Source organism: Arthrobacter sp. PvP103, assembly GCF_017833075.1.
Classification (GTDB): domain Bacteria; phylum Actinomycetota; class Actinomycetes; order Actinomycetales; family Micrococcaceae; genus Arthrobacter.
The window spans coordinates 3237084-3250139 of the sequence record NZ_JAFIBQ010000001.1 but is presented as its reverse complement, the minus strand read 5'-3'; the positions used below and the strand labels follow the sequence as shown (position 1 = coordinate 3250139).

At 64.0% G+C, this 13056-nt stretch carries 13 protein-coding genes; 5 read left to right on the top strand and 8 right to left on the bottom strand.

Features of this window, described 5'->3' with window-relative positions:
• Positions 1-37 precede the first annotated feature (37 nt).
• A complete protein-coding gene (locus JOE41_RS15025) occupies positions 38-1693 on the top strand; it encodes a DNA repair helicase XPB (protein WP_209752800.1) in 1656 nt (551 codons plus the stop codon).
• A gap of 26 nt (positions 1694-1719) precedes the next feature.
• Here the strand turns inward: JOE41_RS15025 and JOE41_RS15020 are convergent, their stop codons facing one another.
• A complete protein-coding gene (locus JOE41_RS15020; protein ID WP_011690651.1) occupies positions 1720-2589 on the bottom strand; it encodes an FHA domain-containing protein in 870 nt (289 codons plus the stop codon).
• Between the two features lie 7 nt (positions 2590-2596).
• Entirely contained in the window at positions 2597-2854 is a 258-nt protein-coding gene (locus JOE41_RS15015) for a hypothetical protein (protein ID WP_011690650.1), read from the bottom strand.
• A gap of 302 nt (positions 2855-3156) precedes the next feature.
• Between JOE41_RS15015 and JOE41_RS15010 the strand changes: the two genes are divergently transcribed.
• The 3 genes from JOE41_RS15010 to JOE41_RS15000 all read left to right on the top strand — a co-directional run bounded on the left by JOE41_RS15010 (position 3157) and on the right by JOE41_RS15000 (position 5763).
• Complete coding sequence (locus JOE41_RS15010) at positions 3157-3867, top strand: response regulator transcription factor (RefSeq protein ID WP_043429399.1); 711 nt, start codon at positions 3157-3159, stop codon at positions 3865-3867.
• A 2-nt stretch (positions 3868-3869) separates the two neighbouring features.
• Entirely contained in the window at positions 3870-5360 is a 1491-nt protein-coding gene (locus tag JOE41_RS15005) for a cell wall metabolism sensor histidine kinase WalK (RefSeq protein ID WP_043429396.1), read from the top strand.
• A gap of 115 nt (positions 5361-5475) precedes the next feature.
• A complete protein-coding gene (locus JOE41_RS15000; protein WP_011690647.1) occupies positions 5476-5763 on the top strand; it encodes a WXG100 family type VII secretion target in 288 nt (95 codons plus the stop codon).
• 6 nt (positions 5764-5769) lie between these two features.
• On the opposite strand, the gene JOE41_RS14995 is transcribed toward JOE41_RS15000, so the two are convergent.
• The gene (locus tag JOE41_RS14995) at positions 5770-6729 is read right to left on the bottom strand and encodes a ribonuclease HI family protein (RefSeq protein WP_209752799.1); all 960 of its coding nucleotides are present in this window, start codon (positions 6727-6729) and stop codon (positions 5770-5772) included.
• Between the two features lie 226 nt (positions 6730-6955).
• Between JOE41_RS14995 and JOE41_RS14990 the strand changes: the two genes are divergently transcribed.
• Positions 6956-8266, top strand: a complete 1311-nt coding sequence (locus tag JOE41_RS14990) for an ABC transporter substrate-binding protein (protein WP_209752798.1) — start codon at positions 6956-6958, stop codon at positions 8264-8266.
• A gap of 96 nt (positions 8267-8362) precedes the next feature.
• Here the strand turns inward: JOE41_RS14990 and groL are convergent, their stop codons facing one another.
• The 5 genes from groL to JOE41_RS14965 all read right to left on the bottom strand — a co-directional run bounded on the left by groL (position 8363) and on the right by JOE41_RS14965 (position 12954).
• Positions 8363-10000: a chaperonin GroEL gene (gene groL / locus JOE41_RS14985; RefSeq protein ID WP_011690644.1), complete on the bottom strand. Its 1638-nt coding sequence runs from the start codon at positions 9998-10000 to the stop codon at positions 8363-8365.
• Positions 10001-10295: 295 nt separating this feature from the next.
• Complete coding sequence (locus JOE41_RS14980; RefSeq protein WP_209752797.1) at positions 10296-11609, bottom strand: ABC transporter substrate-binding protein; 1314 nt, start codon at positions 11607-11609, stop codon at positions 10296-10298.
• Positions 11609-11812: a cold-shock protein gene (locus JOE41_RS14975; RefSeq protein WP_209747217.1), complete on the bottom strand. Its 204-nt coding sequence runs from the start codon at positions 11810-11812 to the stop codon at positions 11609-11611. Before JOE41_RS14975 ends, JOE41_RS14980 begins: the two co-directional genes overlap by 1 nt.
• 169 nt (positions 11813-11981) lie before the next feature.
• Positions 11982-12632: a LytR C-terminal domain-containing protein gene (locus JOE41_RS14970; RefSeq protein WP_209752796.1), complete on the bottom strand. Its 651-nt coding sequence runs from the start codon at positions 12630-12632 to the stop codon at positions 11982-11984.
• 49 nt (positions 12633-12681) lie between these two features.
• Positions 12682-12954: a DUF3263 domain-containing protein gene (locus JOE41_RS14965; protein ID WP_011690640.1), complete on the bottom strand. Its 273-nt coding sequence runs from the start codon at positions 12952-12954 to the stop codon at positions 12682-12684.
• Between the last annotated feature and the right edge of the window lie 102 nt (positions 12955-13056).

Sequence of the window (13056 nt, the reverse complement as noted above, 5' to 3'; positions counted from 1 at the left end):
GCACCCCACAGACCTGCGGCACGATGGCTTGGACGCCGTGACCGACGGGCCCCTGATCGTCCAGAGCGACAAGACAATCCTGCTCGAAGTGGACCATGAGCAGGCAACAGAAGCCAGGCACGCCATCGCTGCTTTCGCGGAACTGGAGCGGGCGCCGGAACACGTGCACAGCTACCGGCTTACTCCGCTGGGCCTCTGGAACGCCCGCGCGGCAGGGCTGGACGCGGAACGCGTTCTGGACACCCTGTTGAAGTATTCGCGCTTTCCCGTGCCGCATTCCCTGCTGATCGATATCGAAGAGACGATGTCCCGGTACGGCAGGCTGCGGCTGGAAAAGGACCCCCAGCATGGGCTGGTGATGCGGACCAGCGACTACCCGGTGCTTGAAGAAGTGTCCCGCGCCAAAAAAATCCAGCCGTTGCTGGGGCCTCGGATCGACGGCGAGACCGTGGTGGTCCATTCCTCGCAGCGGGGACAGCTTAAGCAGCTGCTCCTGAAGATCGGCTGGCCCGCCGAAGACCTGGCCGGCTACGTGGACGGGACGCCGCACCCCATCATGCTCAACGAATCCGGCTGGAAGCTCCGGCCGTACCAGAAACTGGCCACGGAGAACTTCTGGGCAGGCGGCAGCGGCGTCGTCGTACTCCCCTGCGGTGCGGGCAAAACGCTGGTGGGCGCAGCGGCCATGGCCACGAGCTCCACCACGACGCTGATCCTGGTGACCAACACCGTGTCCGCCCGGCAGTGGAAGGACGAACTGGTCAAACGGACCTCGCTGACGGCGGACGAAATCGGCGAGTACTCAGGATCGGTCAAGGAAGTCCGCCCGGTCACCATCGCAACGTACCAGGTCCTGACGACGAAACGCGGCGGGCTCTACCCCCACCTGGAACTGGTGGACGGCCACGACTGGGGCCTGATCATCTACGACGAGGTCCACCTCCTGCCGGCACCCATCTTCCGGATGACGGCGGACCTGCAGGCCCGGCGTCGGCTGGGGCTGACGGCCACGCTGGTGCGCGAGGACGGCCGCGAAGGCGAAGTCTTCAGCCTGATCGGCCCCAAGCGCTATGACGCCCCCTGGAAGGACATCGAGGCCCAGGGCTACATCGCGCCCGCGGACTGCGTGGAAGTGAGGGTGGACCTCCCACACGACGAACGTGTCGCCTACGCGATGGCCGAGGACGCGGACAAATACCGGCTGTGCGCCACCTCCGAGACGAAGACCGCCGTGGTGGAACAGCTCGTGGAGCAACACCGGGGTGAGCAGCTCCTGGTCATCGGCCAGTACATTGACCAACTGGACGAGCTGGGTGAGCGGCTCCAGGCCCCCGTCATCAAAGGTGACACGTCAGTGAAGGAACGCCAGAAGCTGTTCGCGGCATTCCGGATTGGCGAGGTGCAGACCCTGGTGGTTTCAAAGGTGGCCAACTTCTCCATTGACCTTCCGGAGGCTTCGGTGGCCATCCAGGTGTCCGGCTCGTTCGGTTCCCGGCAGGAGGAAGCCCAGCGCCTGGGCCGCCTGCTGCGCCCCAAGCAGGACGGCCGCGCGGCACGGTTCTACTCACTGGTGGCCCGGGACACCCTCGACCAGGACTTCGCGGCAAAGCGCCAGCGGTTCCTGGCAGAGCAGGGTTACGCCTACCGGATCATGGACGCCAAAGACGTGGGACGGAATCCCACGGCCACCTGATCCCCCGGCGGCTCCGCGACGGGCGGTCAGCTAACCCCCCATGAACCGTCCCGTTCCGTGGTTCCGGTCCGCGGATCAAGCTGCGGCGCCTGGTACGCAAGCTCCCCGCCGCTGCGCCCCCCGAAGGGACGCCCGTGGTCAGCGAATTCCTCGCGGAAATATGCCAGGCACCACTGCCCCATCTGTATCCGCGCGCCCGTGCGAAGGACCGACTCACCGGTTGACGAGACGCTGCCTGCGACCTTTCCGTGCGGCACCAGTACGTACTCGTCGTCAGCGTTGTGGACAATTTCCGCGTGGAGGCCGTCCAGCCCGGCAAGCTGGACGTCCGAAGACGCGTCGCTGCCTATCCGCACGATCTCCCTGCTCAGCGTAAATTCGCGCGGCACCTGACCGTTCCAGGTGGCCGAGTCCTGCACAAAAATGAGCCGTGGCCTTCCGCTCCCCCTTGTGTGGTGGGTGGTGGTGACGCGGCGGACGATGCTCCGCCTGACAGTCGGCATCAACGGCAGCGGTGTCTGGGGCGGCAGCAGCGAGAATGCCCGCGCCGAGCGTCGTCCACGCTTCATGAGCGGCGCCAAGGCACCGAGCTTTCCCAGCTTGATATGGGGCGAGCGCGTGATGAGCCGCTGCGATGCCGGGCTGGTGACCGCGCCGAGGCTCACAATGTGTCCGTCCGGACCGTCGACCACCACGGTGAGCCCGCGGTCCGCCAGGGTCTGGGCCAAAGGGCGGACGTCATCGAGCGACGGCATGCCGCTGGAACCGAACGATTCCAGCCCGTCCACGGCGATTCGTACTTCGCTGCCGCTTGCCCCGGCCGTTCCCCGCGTTACCGTTCCGGACTCATCGGTGAACGAGAAGTCCAGATCCATGTCGAGGCGGAATCCGTTCACGTCCCGCTCAGCTCCGGTTCTCGTCTGACCCCGTGGCGTCTTTGTCGCTGGTGGTTACCCGAAGGCTGCCGTTGAGCTTCCAGGTAGCGCGCGGGGCGTCCGGGCCGATGTCACGCGGAACCTCCACGGTCATGTCGATGAAGTTGTAGTTGATCGCAGCGCCCTTCCCCGTCAGGTAGGACCACATCTCCTCAGCCAGGTCTGCCCAGTCGCGGATGCTGCGGTCGGCTGTACGGGTACTCTCAGGCGCGTTTACTTCCGTCATGGTGGAAAATCCCCTTCATTGGGTGCCGCATGAACGTTTCGTGCCGAATCCTGGTGGACTCAGTGGCCTCACTCTAGTACTGGCCGGTAGCAGTGGAAACCCTTGGCAGCACGAACGAATTTGCCGCGAAAAGGGTTCCCGCACCCGCTGCTTACGCATGGCCGCAGGGCTGCCGCAGCCAATGCTGGCAAGGCCCTTGAGCAGAATGGTGAAGTGACGCCGCGCCTCGTAGGGAGATCCACCCACGGGACACTCAACATTCATTCAGAAAACTCCCAGATTCTGGGAGCATCATGGGAGGTATGAAAAAGAACGGTCCCGAAGCCAAGCTGCTCGTCGTAGATGATGAACCAAACATCCGCGAGTTGCTCTCCACCTCCTTGAGGTTCGCGGGCTTCGAGGTTGTCTCGGCCGGCAACGGACGCGACGCCCTCGCCGCCGCCGAGCTCCACGCCCCCGACCTTGCCGTCCTGGACGTCATGCTGCCGGACATGGACGGGTTTACGGTGACCCGCCGGCTGCGTGCCTCCGGCAAGCACTTCCCCGTCCTCTTCCTCACGGCGAAGGATGATACCGAGGACAAAGTCACCGGACTCACCGTAGGCGGCGACGACTATGTCACGAAGCCCTTCAGCCTGGACGAGGTAGTGGCCAGGATCCGCGCCGTACTCCGCCGCACCCAGCCCCTGATTGACGACGACGCCGTGATCCGCGTAGACGACCTCGAGCTCGACGACGACGCCCACGAGGTGCGCCGGGGCGGCACCGTGATCGAGCTTTCGCCGACCGAATTCAAGCTTCTCCGCTACCTGATGCTGAACCCGAACCGGGTGCTGTCCAAGTCCCAGATCCTGGACCATGTCTGGGAATACGACTTCAACGGCGACGCGTCCATCGTGGAGTCCTACATTTCGTACCTGCGTCGCAAGGTGGACATCGACCCCGATGCGCCGGCCCTGATCCAGACCAAGCGCGGGGTGGGCTACGTACTGCGGACAGCCGAGAAGCGCTAACCTTGCTGCACCGTTGGAAGTCGGCTTCACTGCGTTCCCAGCTGGTGGCCATCATGATGGCACTTATGCTGGTGGCGCTCGCCGTGACCGGTTCCGGCACCCTGACACTCCTGCACAGTTACCTGCAGGGACAGGTTGATGACAAGCTCAAGGTCGCCGTCAATTCGGTGAAACAGCAGCAGTCCTTCAGCCAGCTGCTCCAGCAGAATCCGAACATCCCCACGGATTACTCCCTGATGCTCCTGCGCCAGGACCAGGATGCGTTTCCCTTCGGCGGCAGCAAGGACTCGCACCCGGACATCGACAGCCTGTCCCCCGCCGAAGCCAACAGGCTGGATCTGGCCCCCTTCCAGGTCAGGGGTACGGACGGGCGCAACTGGCGCGTCGTGGCGCTGCCGGTCCTGGACGGCAACCAGCGAAATGCGGTCGTCATCATCGGCCTGCCCCTGGCCCCCGTGGACTCGGTCGTGGAGCATGCGTCACTTGTGGTGATCGGCGTGGGCTTCCTGACCCTGGTGCTGGCCTTCTTCATTGCCACCTGGACGGTCTCCAGGTCCTTCCGGCCGCTTGCGCGTGTGGAGAGGACCGCCGCTGCCATTGCCGCGGGTGATCTCTCCCGCCGAGTGGACGTGGAGAATCCTGCCACGGAGGTGGGCCGGCTTGGTGGCTCCCTCAATGCCATGCTGAGCCATATTGAGTCCGCCTTCGCGGCCAGGATGGCGTCGGAAGAGCGCATGCGCCGCTTCGCCGCTGACGCTTCGCATGAACTCCGCACCCCGCTGGTGACAATCCGCGGTTTCTCGGAGCTCTACCGCCAGGGTGCGTTGACGAAGGAAGAGGACGTGGCCACCGCAATGGGTCGGATTGAGAGCGAGGCCAAGCGGATGGGCTCCATGGTGGAGGATCTCCTGCTCCTCGCCAGGCTGGATGAGCAGCGCCCCCTCCAGCAGAAGCCTGTGGATCTGCTGCTCCTCGCTAATGACGCCGTGGTGGACACCCAGGCCAGCGACCGGGACCGGACCATTTCGCTGACAGGTCTCGACGGCGGACCGCCGTCTCCTGCACCGGTACTGGGCGATGAGGCAAAGCTGCGCCAGGTGGTGGGCAACCTGGTGGGCAACGCCCTCCGCTACACCCCGGCCGGGACACCCGTTGAGCTCGCGGTAGGGGTCCGGACTGACGATGCCGGCCGGCGGTCCTCCGTCATCGAGGTGCGCGACCATGGTGCCGGGATCCCGGAGGACGAAGCATCCCGGATCTTTGAGCGTTTCTATCGCGCGGACACCTCGCGGACCCGCGAAACCGGCGGCAGTGGCCTTGGTCTGGCCATCGTTGCTGCCATTGTCGGGTCGCATTCAGGCTCTGTCCAGGTGGTTCCGACCGACGGCGGCGGCGCCACCATGGTGGTGAGCCTCCCGTTCCAGGACGAGGCGGCCGGCTACGCCCACAGTGAGCCCGACGGCGGCGACGGCGGCGAAGTTGTCCACATATAGCCAGCAGCTGTAGCGGGGTTTTCTCTGCGCTTCCTAGGCTCGACGTAGCGGTCCGAACACCCGGCCGCCCGCAAGCTTGAAGAAGGCTTTCGAACAGCGTCGAAGGGCAATACCAATGAGCATCATCTCTGTTGATACCGAACTGCTCCAGCTCAAATCCGCCAACGTCAAAGCTACGGTTGACCGTATCAGCACGGACGTCCAGGCGATGAAGAGGGGTCTGGATGAGCTGCAGGGCACATGGCGCGGATCGGCGGCCACCAACTTCCAAGGACTGATCACCGAGTGGACCATCACGCAGGGGAAAGTGGAGGCCGCCCTCGCGTCCATCAACACGGCCCTCGCCTCGGCGGCCGCCACTTATGCCCAGGCAGAGCAGGGTAATACGCAGCGGTTCAGCTGACCTGGACTACGCTTCCGGTGTTCCCTGGTGGAAGCGCAGGCGCCAGCGTTTTCCGTCGAGGACCCAGAGTGAACTACGGAGCGAGGATCCTTCCCGGCCCTTGCTGCGGTAGGTCAGAAGGACCGCTTCAGCGCCGATCCGCTCGGCGCCGATCATCTCCAGTTCGGCTGCACCGCCAGGGTTCTCCTCGAGCGACATCATCATTGAATCCCGTGTCCACAGCCTGCCGGAACTGCCGATTTCCGTAAACTCCGGGTGAAGCAGCACGCCGGTCCGTCCGATGTCGGCGCGGGTATCCGGGCTAAGCAGCTCCCGTTCCAGTGCTTCAACAACGGCCTCGGGAGTTGCTTCCCGCCCGGTTGGAGCCGCGAACGGATCTGTCTCCAGCTCACTGAAAAGATCCGGCTCGGCAAAGTGATCAGGCCGGTTGCTGCTGCCCGGCGCCGGGGAATCCCGCACCGCCGGCGCGTTGGCGGCGGGGGCTGCAGAGGCGCCGTCGCCGCGGACGAAACCCGGCCCGGACCGCACGGCAATGCCCTGCTGATAGGCGGTCGCAGCAGCCCGCGCACGGTCGTCGGCGGCCTCATTCAGATCGTGTCCGGCGTGGCCACGGACCCACTCGAAGCGGTATTTGCGTCCGCTCAGCGCCTGGTCGATTTCCCGCAGGATCTCCACGTTCAAGACTGGCTTGCCATCGGCCTTGCGCCAGCCCTTGCGTTTCCAGCCGGGCATCCACTTGGTGACCGAGTTGATGACATATTGGCTGTCGCACAGAATATGCAGCTCCTCCCCGGGAAGGTGTGCAGTGCAACGGAAGAGATCCAGCACGGCCATCAGCTCACCCTGGTTATTGGTGCCGTGCGGCCAGCCGCCGGCCCGCCAGCAGTCGTCATTCACGTACCAGGCCCATCCGGCCGGACCGGGATTTCCTAAAGCCGAACCGTCGGCTGCTGCAGTAATCGTCACCGCACTATCCTGCCAGACCGGCCCGACATTGTGGTTTCCAGCCGTCCACCGCCCTCCCGGAAAACGCTTACCATCAATCGTTGACAGGCTCAGATTGTGCGTGCAAGAATCAGAACTCCCCGTTCAGAAAGCGTTTTCTCAATGGCTGTTCGGCATTCAGCGCCCCCCGCGGCGCGGACATCGCAGTTTCAAACAATTCCACGGCTGTACACAGGAAGGCGTATCAATGAAGATCTCGTCCGGAAGCAGGTTTCGACTCAGGATTGGAGCCACCGCCGCTGCCCTCGCGATGCTGGTCACGGGCTGCGGCGCGTCAACAGGTTCCGGCGGCGACAAGGAAGTCACACTGCGCTTTGCCTGGTGGGGCAACGAGTACCTCAACGCCCAGACCCAAAAGGTGATCGACGCGTTCGAGGCCGAACACCCCAACATCAAGATCAAAGCGGCCCCTGGGGAATGGAGCGGATACTGGGACAAGCTGGCCACCACCACCGCCGCCAATGATGCACCGGACGTGATCCAGATGGATCAGAAATACATTGCCGAATACGGTGGCCGCGGAGCCCTCCTTGACCTGGCCAAGCAAGACGGCATCGACCTGTCGAAAATGGACAAGGAACAGCTCGCCTCCGGCCAGTACGACAATGCCCAGTACGGACTCAGCACAGGCAAGAACGCCTACGTGGTCATGGCGAACACCAAGGTGTTCGAGGCGGCCAACGTTCCGCTTCCCGACGACGCCACCTGGACCTGGGATGACTTCAACGAAATCGCCACGAAGCTCACAAAGGCGGGAGGGGGTACAAACTTCGGGGCTGCATACGGCAGCAACGAAGCCGACCTCATCATCTGGCTTCGTCAGCACGGCGAAAACCTGTACTCACCGGACGGCAAGCTGGCCTTCAACGCCGGGACTGCGGCGTCGTTTTGGGAACGCCTGAAAAAGCAACGAGATTCCCAGGCAAGCCCGCCGGCCACCGTCGCTACGGAGGACGCAGGCGCCGGTTTGGAAGAGAGCCTGTTCGGGACCAATAGGATCGGCATGGCGTGGTGGTGGACCAATCAGCTCGGATCCCTGGAGACCACCACGGGAAGCAGCATCAAGATGCTCCGCGCACCGAGCACGGACGGAAAAGCGGCTGACAACGGCATGTACTACAAGCCCTCAATGTTCTGGTCCGCCTCTTCGAGGTCCAAGAACCCGGAGGCAGCGGCAACATTCATCAACTACCTGGCAAACAGCCCGGAGGCTGGATCGATCCTGATGACCGACCGCGGGGTCCCTGCCAACTCTGAAGTTCTGGCGGTCATTACGCCGAAGCTGAAGACGGCGGACTCGACGGTGGTCGGCTTCCTCCAGGACATCAAACCTGAGATGGCTGAGGCGCCCCCTGTACCGCCGGTCGGGTCGGGCAGCGTGCAGAATGTCATCAAGCGGTACACCGACGAAGTCCTCTATGACCGTAAGTCACCTTCAGCGGCCGCTGAGGAGTTCAAGAAGGAAGTCGAGGGGATGCTGGCCTCAGCCCGCAAATGATCCACCACCGGCTCGTCACCTCCCAGTAAAAGCAAAGTGCGGCTCCCTCGAAGCGAGGGAGCCGCACTTTGCTTATGCGTCAGGCGCGTCGGGAGGTTAGAAACCGCCCATGCCGCCCATACCGCCCATGTCGTCGCCGCCACCCATGGCCGGAGCGTTCTTCTCCGGCTTGTCGGCCACGACGGCCTCGGTGGTGAGGAACAGACCCGCGATGGAAGCAGCGTTCTGCAGGGCAGAGCGCGTTACCTTGACGGGGTCGTTGATGCCGGCAGCCAGCAGGTCAACGTACTGTCCGGTTGCGGCGTTCAGGCCATGACCTGCAGGCAGGCCACGGACCTTGTCTACAACAACGCCCGGCTCGAGGCCGGCGTTGAATGCAATCTGCTTCAGCGGCGCGTCAATGGCAACGCGGACGATGTTGGCGCCCGTTGCTTCATCGCCTTCGAGCTGCAGGTTGGCGAATGCCTTGGCGCCGGCCTGGATCAGGGCCACGCCACCACCGGCAACGATGCCTTCTTCAACGGCAGCCTTCGCGTTGCGGACAGCGTCCTCAATGCGGTGCTTGCGTTCCTTGAGCTCAACTTCGGTAGCGGCACCGGCCTTGATGACTGCAACGCCGCCGGCCAGCTTGGCCAGGCGCTCCTGCAGCTTCTCGCGGTCGTAGTCGGAATCGGAGTTCTCGATCTCGGAACGGATCTGGGAAACGCGGCCGGCGATCTGGTCGGCGTCGCCTGCACCCTCGACGATGGTGGTCTCATCCTTGGTGACAACGACCTTGCGTGCCTTGCCCAGGAGTTCGAGGCCGGCGGTCTCAAGCTTGAGGCCGACTTCCTCGGAGATGACCTGGCCACCGGTGAGGATGGCGATGTCGGCGAGCTGAGCCTTGCGGCGGTCGCCGAAGCCCGGAGCCTTGACGGCGACGGACTTGAAGGTGCCACGGATCTTGTTGACGATCAGGGTGGCCAGGGCTTCGCCCTCGATGTCTTCGGCAATGATCAGCAGCGGCTTGTTGGACTGCATGACCTTTTCGAGGACAGCAACCAGTTCCTTGACGTTGGAGATCTTGGAGTTGACGATCAGGATGTACGGGTCTTCGAGGACCGTCTCCTGGCGCTCAGCGTCGGTGACGAAGTAAGCGGAGATGTAGCCCTTGTCGAAGCGCATGCCTTCGGTCAGTTCAAGCTCGAGTCCGAAGGTGTTGGACTCCTCGACGGTGATAACACCTTCCTTGCCGACCTTGTCCAACGCCTCTGCGATCAGCGCGCCGATTTCGTCGTCACCGGCGGAAATCGATGCCGTAGCGGCGATCTCTTCCTTGGTTTCGATTTCCTTGGCGGACGCCAGCAGTTCGGCGGTGACGGCTTCAACAGCCTTCTCGATGCCGCGCTTCAGGGACAGCGGATCAGCACCGGCCGCGACGTTGCGCAGGCCTTCCTTGACCAGGGCCTGTGCGAGCACGGTTGCCGTGGTGGTGCCGTCGCCAGCGACGTCGTCCGTCTTCTTGGCAACTTCCTTGACCAGCTCGGCGCCGATCTTCTCGTAGGGATCGTCCAGCTCGATCTCCTTGGCGATGGAAACACCATCGTTGGTGATCGTGGGGGCGCCCCACTTCTTTTCGAGGACAACGTTGCGTCCACGCGGGCCGAGGGTGACCTTGACGGCGTCGGCGAGGATGTTCAGGCCCCGCTCAAGACCGCGGCGTGCCTCTTCATCAAATGCAATGATCTTGGCCATAACGGCAGTAGTCCTTTCGGGACAGTCGTTAAGAATGAACCTTCACTGCGGTGCCCGCGACGGACGATCCTTCACCGACGGCCTCTGTATGCCGCGCGGATGGGATCTCACCCCAGCAAGGTATTTCTTTCGCTCCTGGTCCTTCCCGCTCTCTCCGCAGCCGGCCGGAACCGGGCGTTGATTTAGCAGTCAGTCCGTGGGAGTGCTAAGTCAATAATTAGCACTCCCCCGGGGAGAGTGCAAGCAGAGATTGCGCTGAAAGGCCCTCCTGCGGCCCGCACTACGCTAGGAGCGATCAGCGGCCGGGCCGGGCGGCAGTTTCGCTTCCACTCATCCGCGGGGTGTTATCCGCGGCGTACGTGAACACCATGTAGTTGGCGGTAGTGACGTCCCCGTTGAAATCAAAGCCGATGGGCCCGGACTCGCCGTCGTAATCCGCCGGCTTACCGGCCTTAATGGCATCCCCGCATTCTTTGTAGCTCCTGCAGGGTTCAACCGCTTCCGCGCCGTGCTGCCCGGAAACCGCGATCAGCTTCGCCGCGATGGATGATCCGGCGTCGTCCTGGGCAGCGGCCGCGGCGATGGCGGCCAGGTTCGCGGCGTCGTAAGTCTCCGCTGCGAACGTCATGTCCTTGAGCCCGGGATCAACTGCTACTAGTTCCCCTTGGAAGTGCGCCGAAGGGAAGACGCCCGGCAGGATCCCGCGCGCACCATCAAGCGCTTTGGACCCGAGGGCGGAGCCGTACTGGTTGATGGCGCCGTCGCTGAGAATCAGCTTGCTGCCTGCCACGCCCGCGTTGTTGAGCTCCGCGATTGCGCCCTGGGCTCCGGCCCGAGCCACGAGAATGACCGAATCCGGACCCGCTGCCTTGACGGCAGCCGCCGTCTTTTGTGCCTGGCCGGCAGTGAAAGCGGCCTCCGCCACCGTTCCAAGGCCGGCGGCTTTCGCTGCCGCGGCAACGGCCACAGAGACGTCCTTGCCGTACATCCCGTCCTCGTGGACGATCGCTATTGTCCGGGCGCCGCTGTCCTTGGCCAGTTTCACCAGCACGGGCGCTTGGGCCGTGTCGGCCGCCGACGTGCGGAAGTAGTATCCGCCGCTCCTGTAATGCGTGAGGCCGTGCGCGGTATTCGCCGGAGAGATGATGGCCACTCTGGCCCGCGACAGGACATCAATTGCCCCGGGGGCGCGGCTCGAGTCAGTGGGACCTATGACGACATCCGCCCCGGCCGCTACCAGGTCCTTGGCCTGCGAGGTGGTGTCCTCGCTGATATTTTCAGGCAGCAGTTGCACCGGCCGCCCTTTGTGGCCCCCGGCGGCGTTGATCTCCTGGACCGCCAGCTTGGCCGCGGCGAGTTGCGAGGCGTTGAGGAAGGACTGCTTTCCCGTGTTGTCCAGCAGCAGGCCTATCCGCAGGATGCCATCGCCACCGGCGTCGACGGCATCAACACGAGCGTTTCCGGTCTGGCCGGAGCAGCCGGCCAGCACGAGCGCCGTTCCCGCTGCAAGAACCGCTGCTGCTGCGAACCGCGGCCGCGCGGGGCCAAACCGGTCGGCGCCGAACCGGGCGGGGCTGTCTGTGCCATGCATTGCCGCGGTGGGTGGCATCAGGCCGTCCGGACGTTCTCTGCCTGGGGACCCTTCTCGCCTTCGCCTACCTCGAACTGCACCCGTTGCCCCTCGTCCAGAGCCCGGTAGCCTTCCCCCTCGATGGCCGACCAGTGGACGAAGACATCGTCTCCGGAGTCGTCAACGGTGATGAAGCCATAGCCTTTTTCGGCGTTGAACCATTTAACGGTTCCCAATGCCATGTTGCCCACACTTTCCGGTTGCTCTGTGTCCGGCCCACGTCACTGTGCGCCGTCGGGACGGTCCGCGTTGAGACGCGGCATCCGGAATCACTTTAGCCATTGCCGTTTGCCGGGGGCAGGACCCGGCCCTGCGAGCCCCTAATAGTTATTCAGGCGTAACCGAAATTCCCTACTGGAAGCCGGGCCCGAGAACCACAACCACCGGCAACTGGAACTCGGCAGAGTCCACCAGCGACGTGATGTTCAGGAGCTCCCCCAGTGCCTCGGCATTGGCTTTCTGCAATGCCCCGCTGTAGTAGATCACGGAGGACTGTTGCGGCATTCCGCCCCAGTTGCCCACCGGTCCCAGCGTCCAGCCGTCACCGGCGACGGTGCTGCTCACGCGGCCGGCAAGTCCCGCGGTGGTGGTCCCGTTGTAGACAGCCACGGCCTGGCTCTTGTCAACAGCCGGTGCATCGGCGGAAGGTACCGCGGAGGGAGAGCTGCTGGCAGCAGGCGTCTCGCTGGCGGAAGGAGCCGCGCCCGGCTCGGAACCGGCCTCAGCGCTCGGAGACGAGGTGCCTTGCGGAACCTCAGCGGAGGGGGAGGCCGAGGGGCTGACCAGTGCGGACCCTGCCGCCATCAGCGGGCTGCCGGCAGGAGCAAATCCCAGCTTGGGAAGGAACAGGAAGGCGACCAGGCCGATGGCCAGCGCCGCCACACCGACGGTCAGGATTGCTCCCAGCCGGCGCCGGGGAGCCTCGGAGGCGACCCTGTGGACACCCTGTCGCGAGGAGGTCTCAGGGACCCTGTCGAATTCATCCCGAGCATATTTGGTCATGATAAAACGATGTCCTCGTTGGTTCTTGCTGATTGCCCGGCCCCGACGTCTAAGCGTCAGAGCCCAATCGGCGCGCCGTGCGTGCCCGTTGGCGTGACGTACGTAGTCTACGCAATCTCTTCACGAGCATGGGGTCCTGGGCCAGGGCGTCCTCGGTGTCAATCAGCGTGTTGAGGATCTGGTAGTAGTGGGTGGCTGAGAGGTCGAACAGCTCACGAATGGCTTGTTCCTTTGCCCCTGCGTACTTCCACCACTGCCGTTCGAGGGCCAGCATCTGCTTGTCCCGCTCGCTCAGCCGTGAGCCCGGCTGCGGAGCCGGCATAGGGTCTGCTCCGGACACGGTTTCGCTGCCGGTGTCCGCAAGTGACAGGTCATCGCGCACTGGTTCGGCCACGGCAAAATCCTCCACTTGATCCGGTCAAAG

Coding starts and splice junctions, on each gene's coding strand:
- JOE41_RS15015 (WP_011690650.1), bottom strand. CDS start 2,854: ATGACGGAAGTAAACGCGCCTGAGAGTACCCGTACAGCCGACCGCAGC.
- JOE41_RS15010 (WP_043429399.1), top strand. CDS start 3,157: ATGAAAAAGAACGGTCCCGAAGCCAAGCTGCTCGTCGTAGATGATGAA.
- JOE41_RS15000 (WP_011690647.1), top strand. CDS start 5,476: ATGAGCATCATCTCTGTTGATACCGAACTGCTCCAGCTCAAATCCGCC.
- JOE41_RS14990 (WP_209752798.1), top strand. CDS start 6,956: ATGAAGATCTCGTCCGGAAGCAGGTTTCGACTCAGGATTGGAGCCACC.
- groL (WP_011690644.1), bottom strand. CDS start 10,000: ATGGCCAAGATCATTGCATTTGATGAAGAGGCACGCCGCGGTCTTGAG.
- JOE41_RS14980 (WP_209752797.1), bottom strand. CDS start 11,609: ATGCCACCCACCGCGGCAATGCATGGCACAGACAGCCCCGCCCGGTTC.
- JOE41_RS14975 (WP_209747217.1), bottom strand. CDS start 11,812: ATGGCATTGGGAACCGTTAAATGGTTCAACGCCGAAAAAGGCTATGGC.
- JOE41_RS14970 (WP_209752796.1), bottom strand. CDS start 12,632: ATGACCAAATATGCTCGGGATGAATTCGACAGGGTCCCTGAGACCTCC.
- JOE41_RS14965 (WP_011690640.1), bottom strand. CDS start 12,954: ATGCCGGCTCCGCAGCCGGGCTCACGGCTGAGCGAGCGGGACAAGCAG.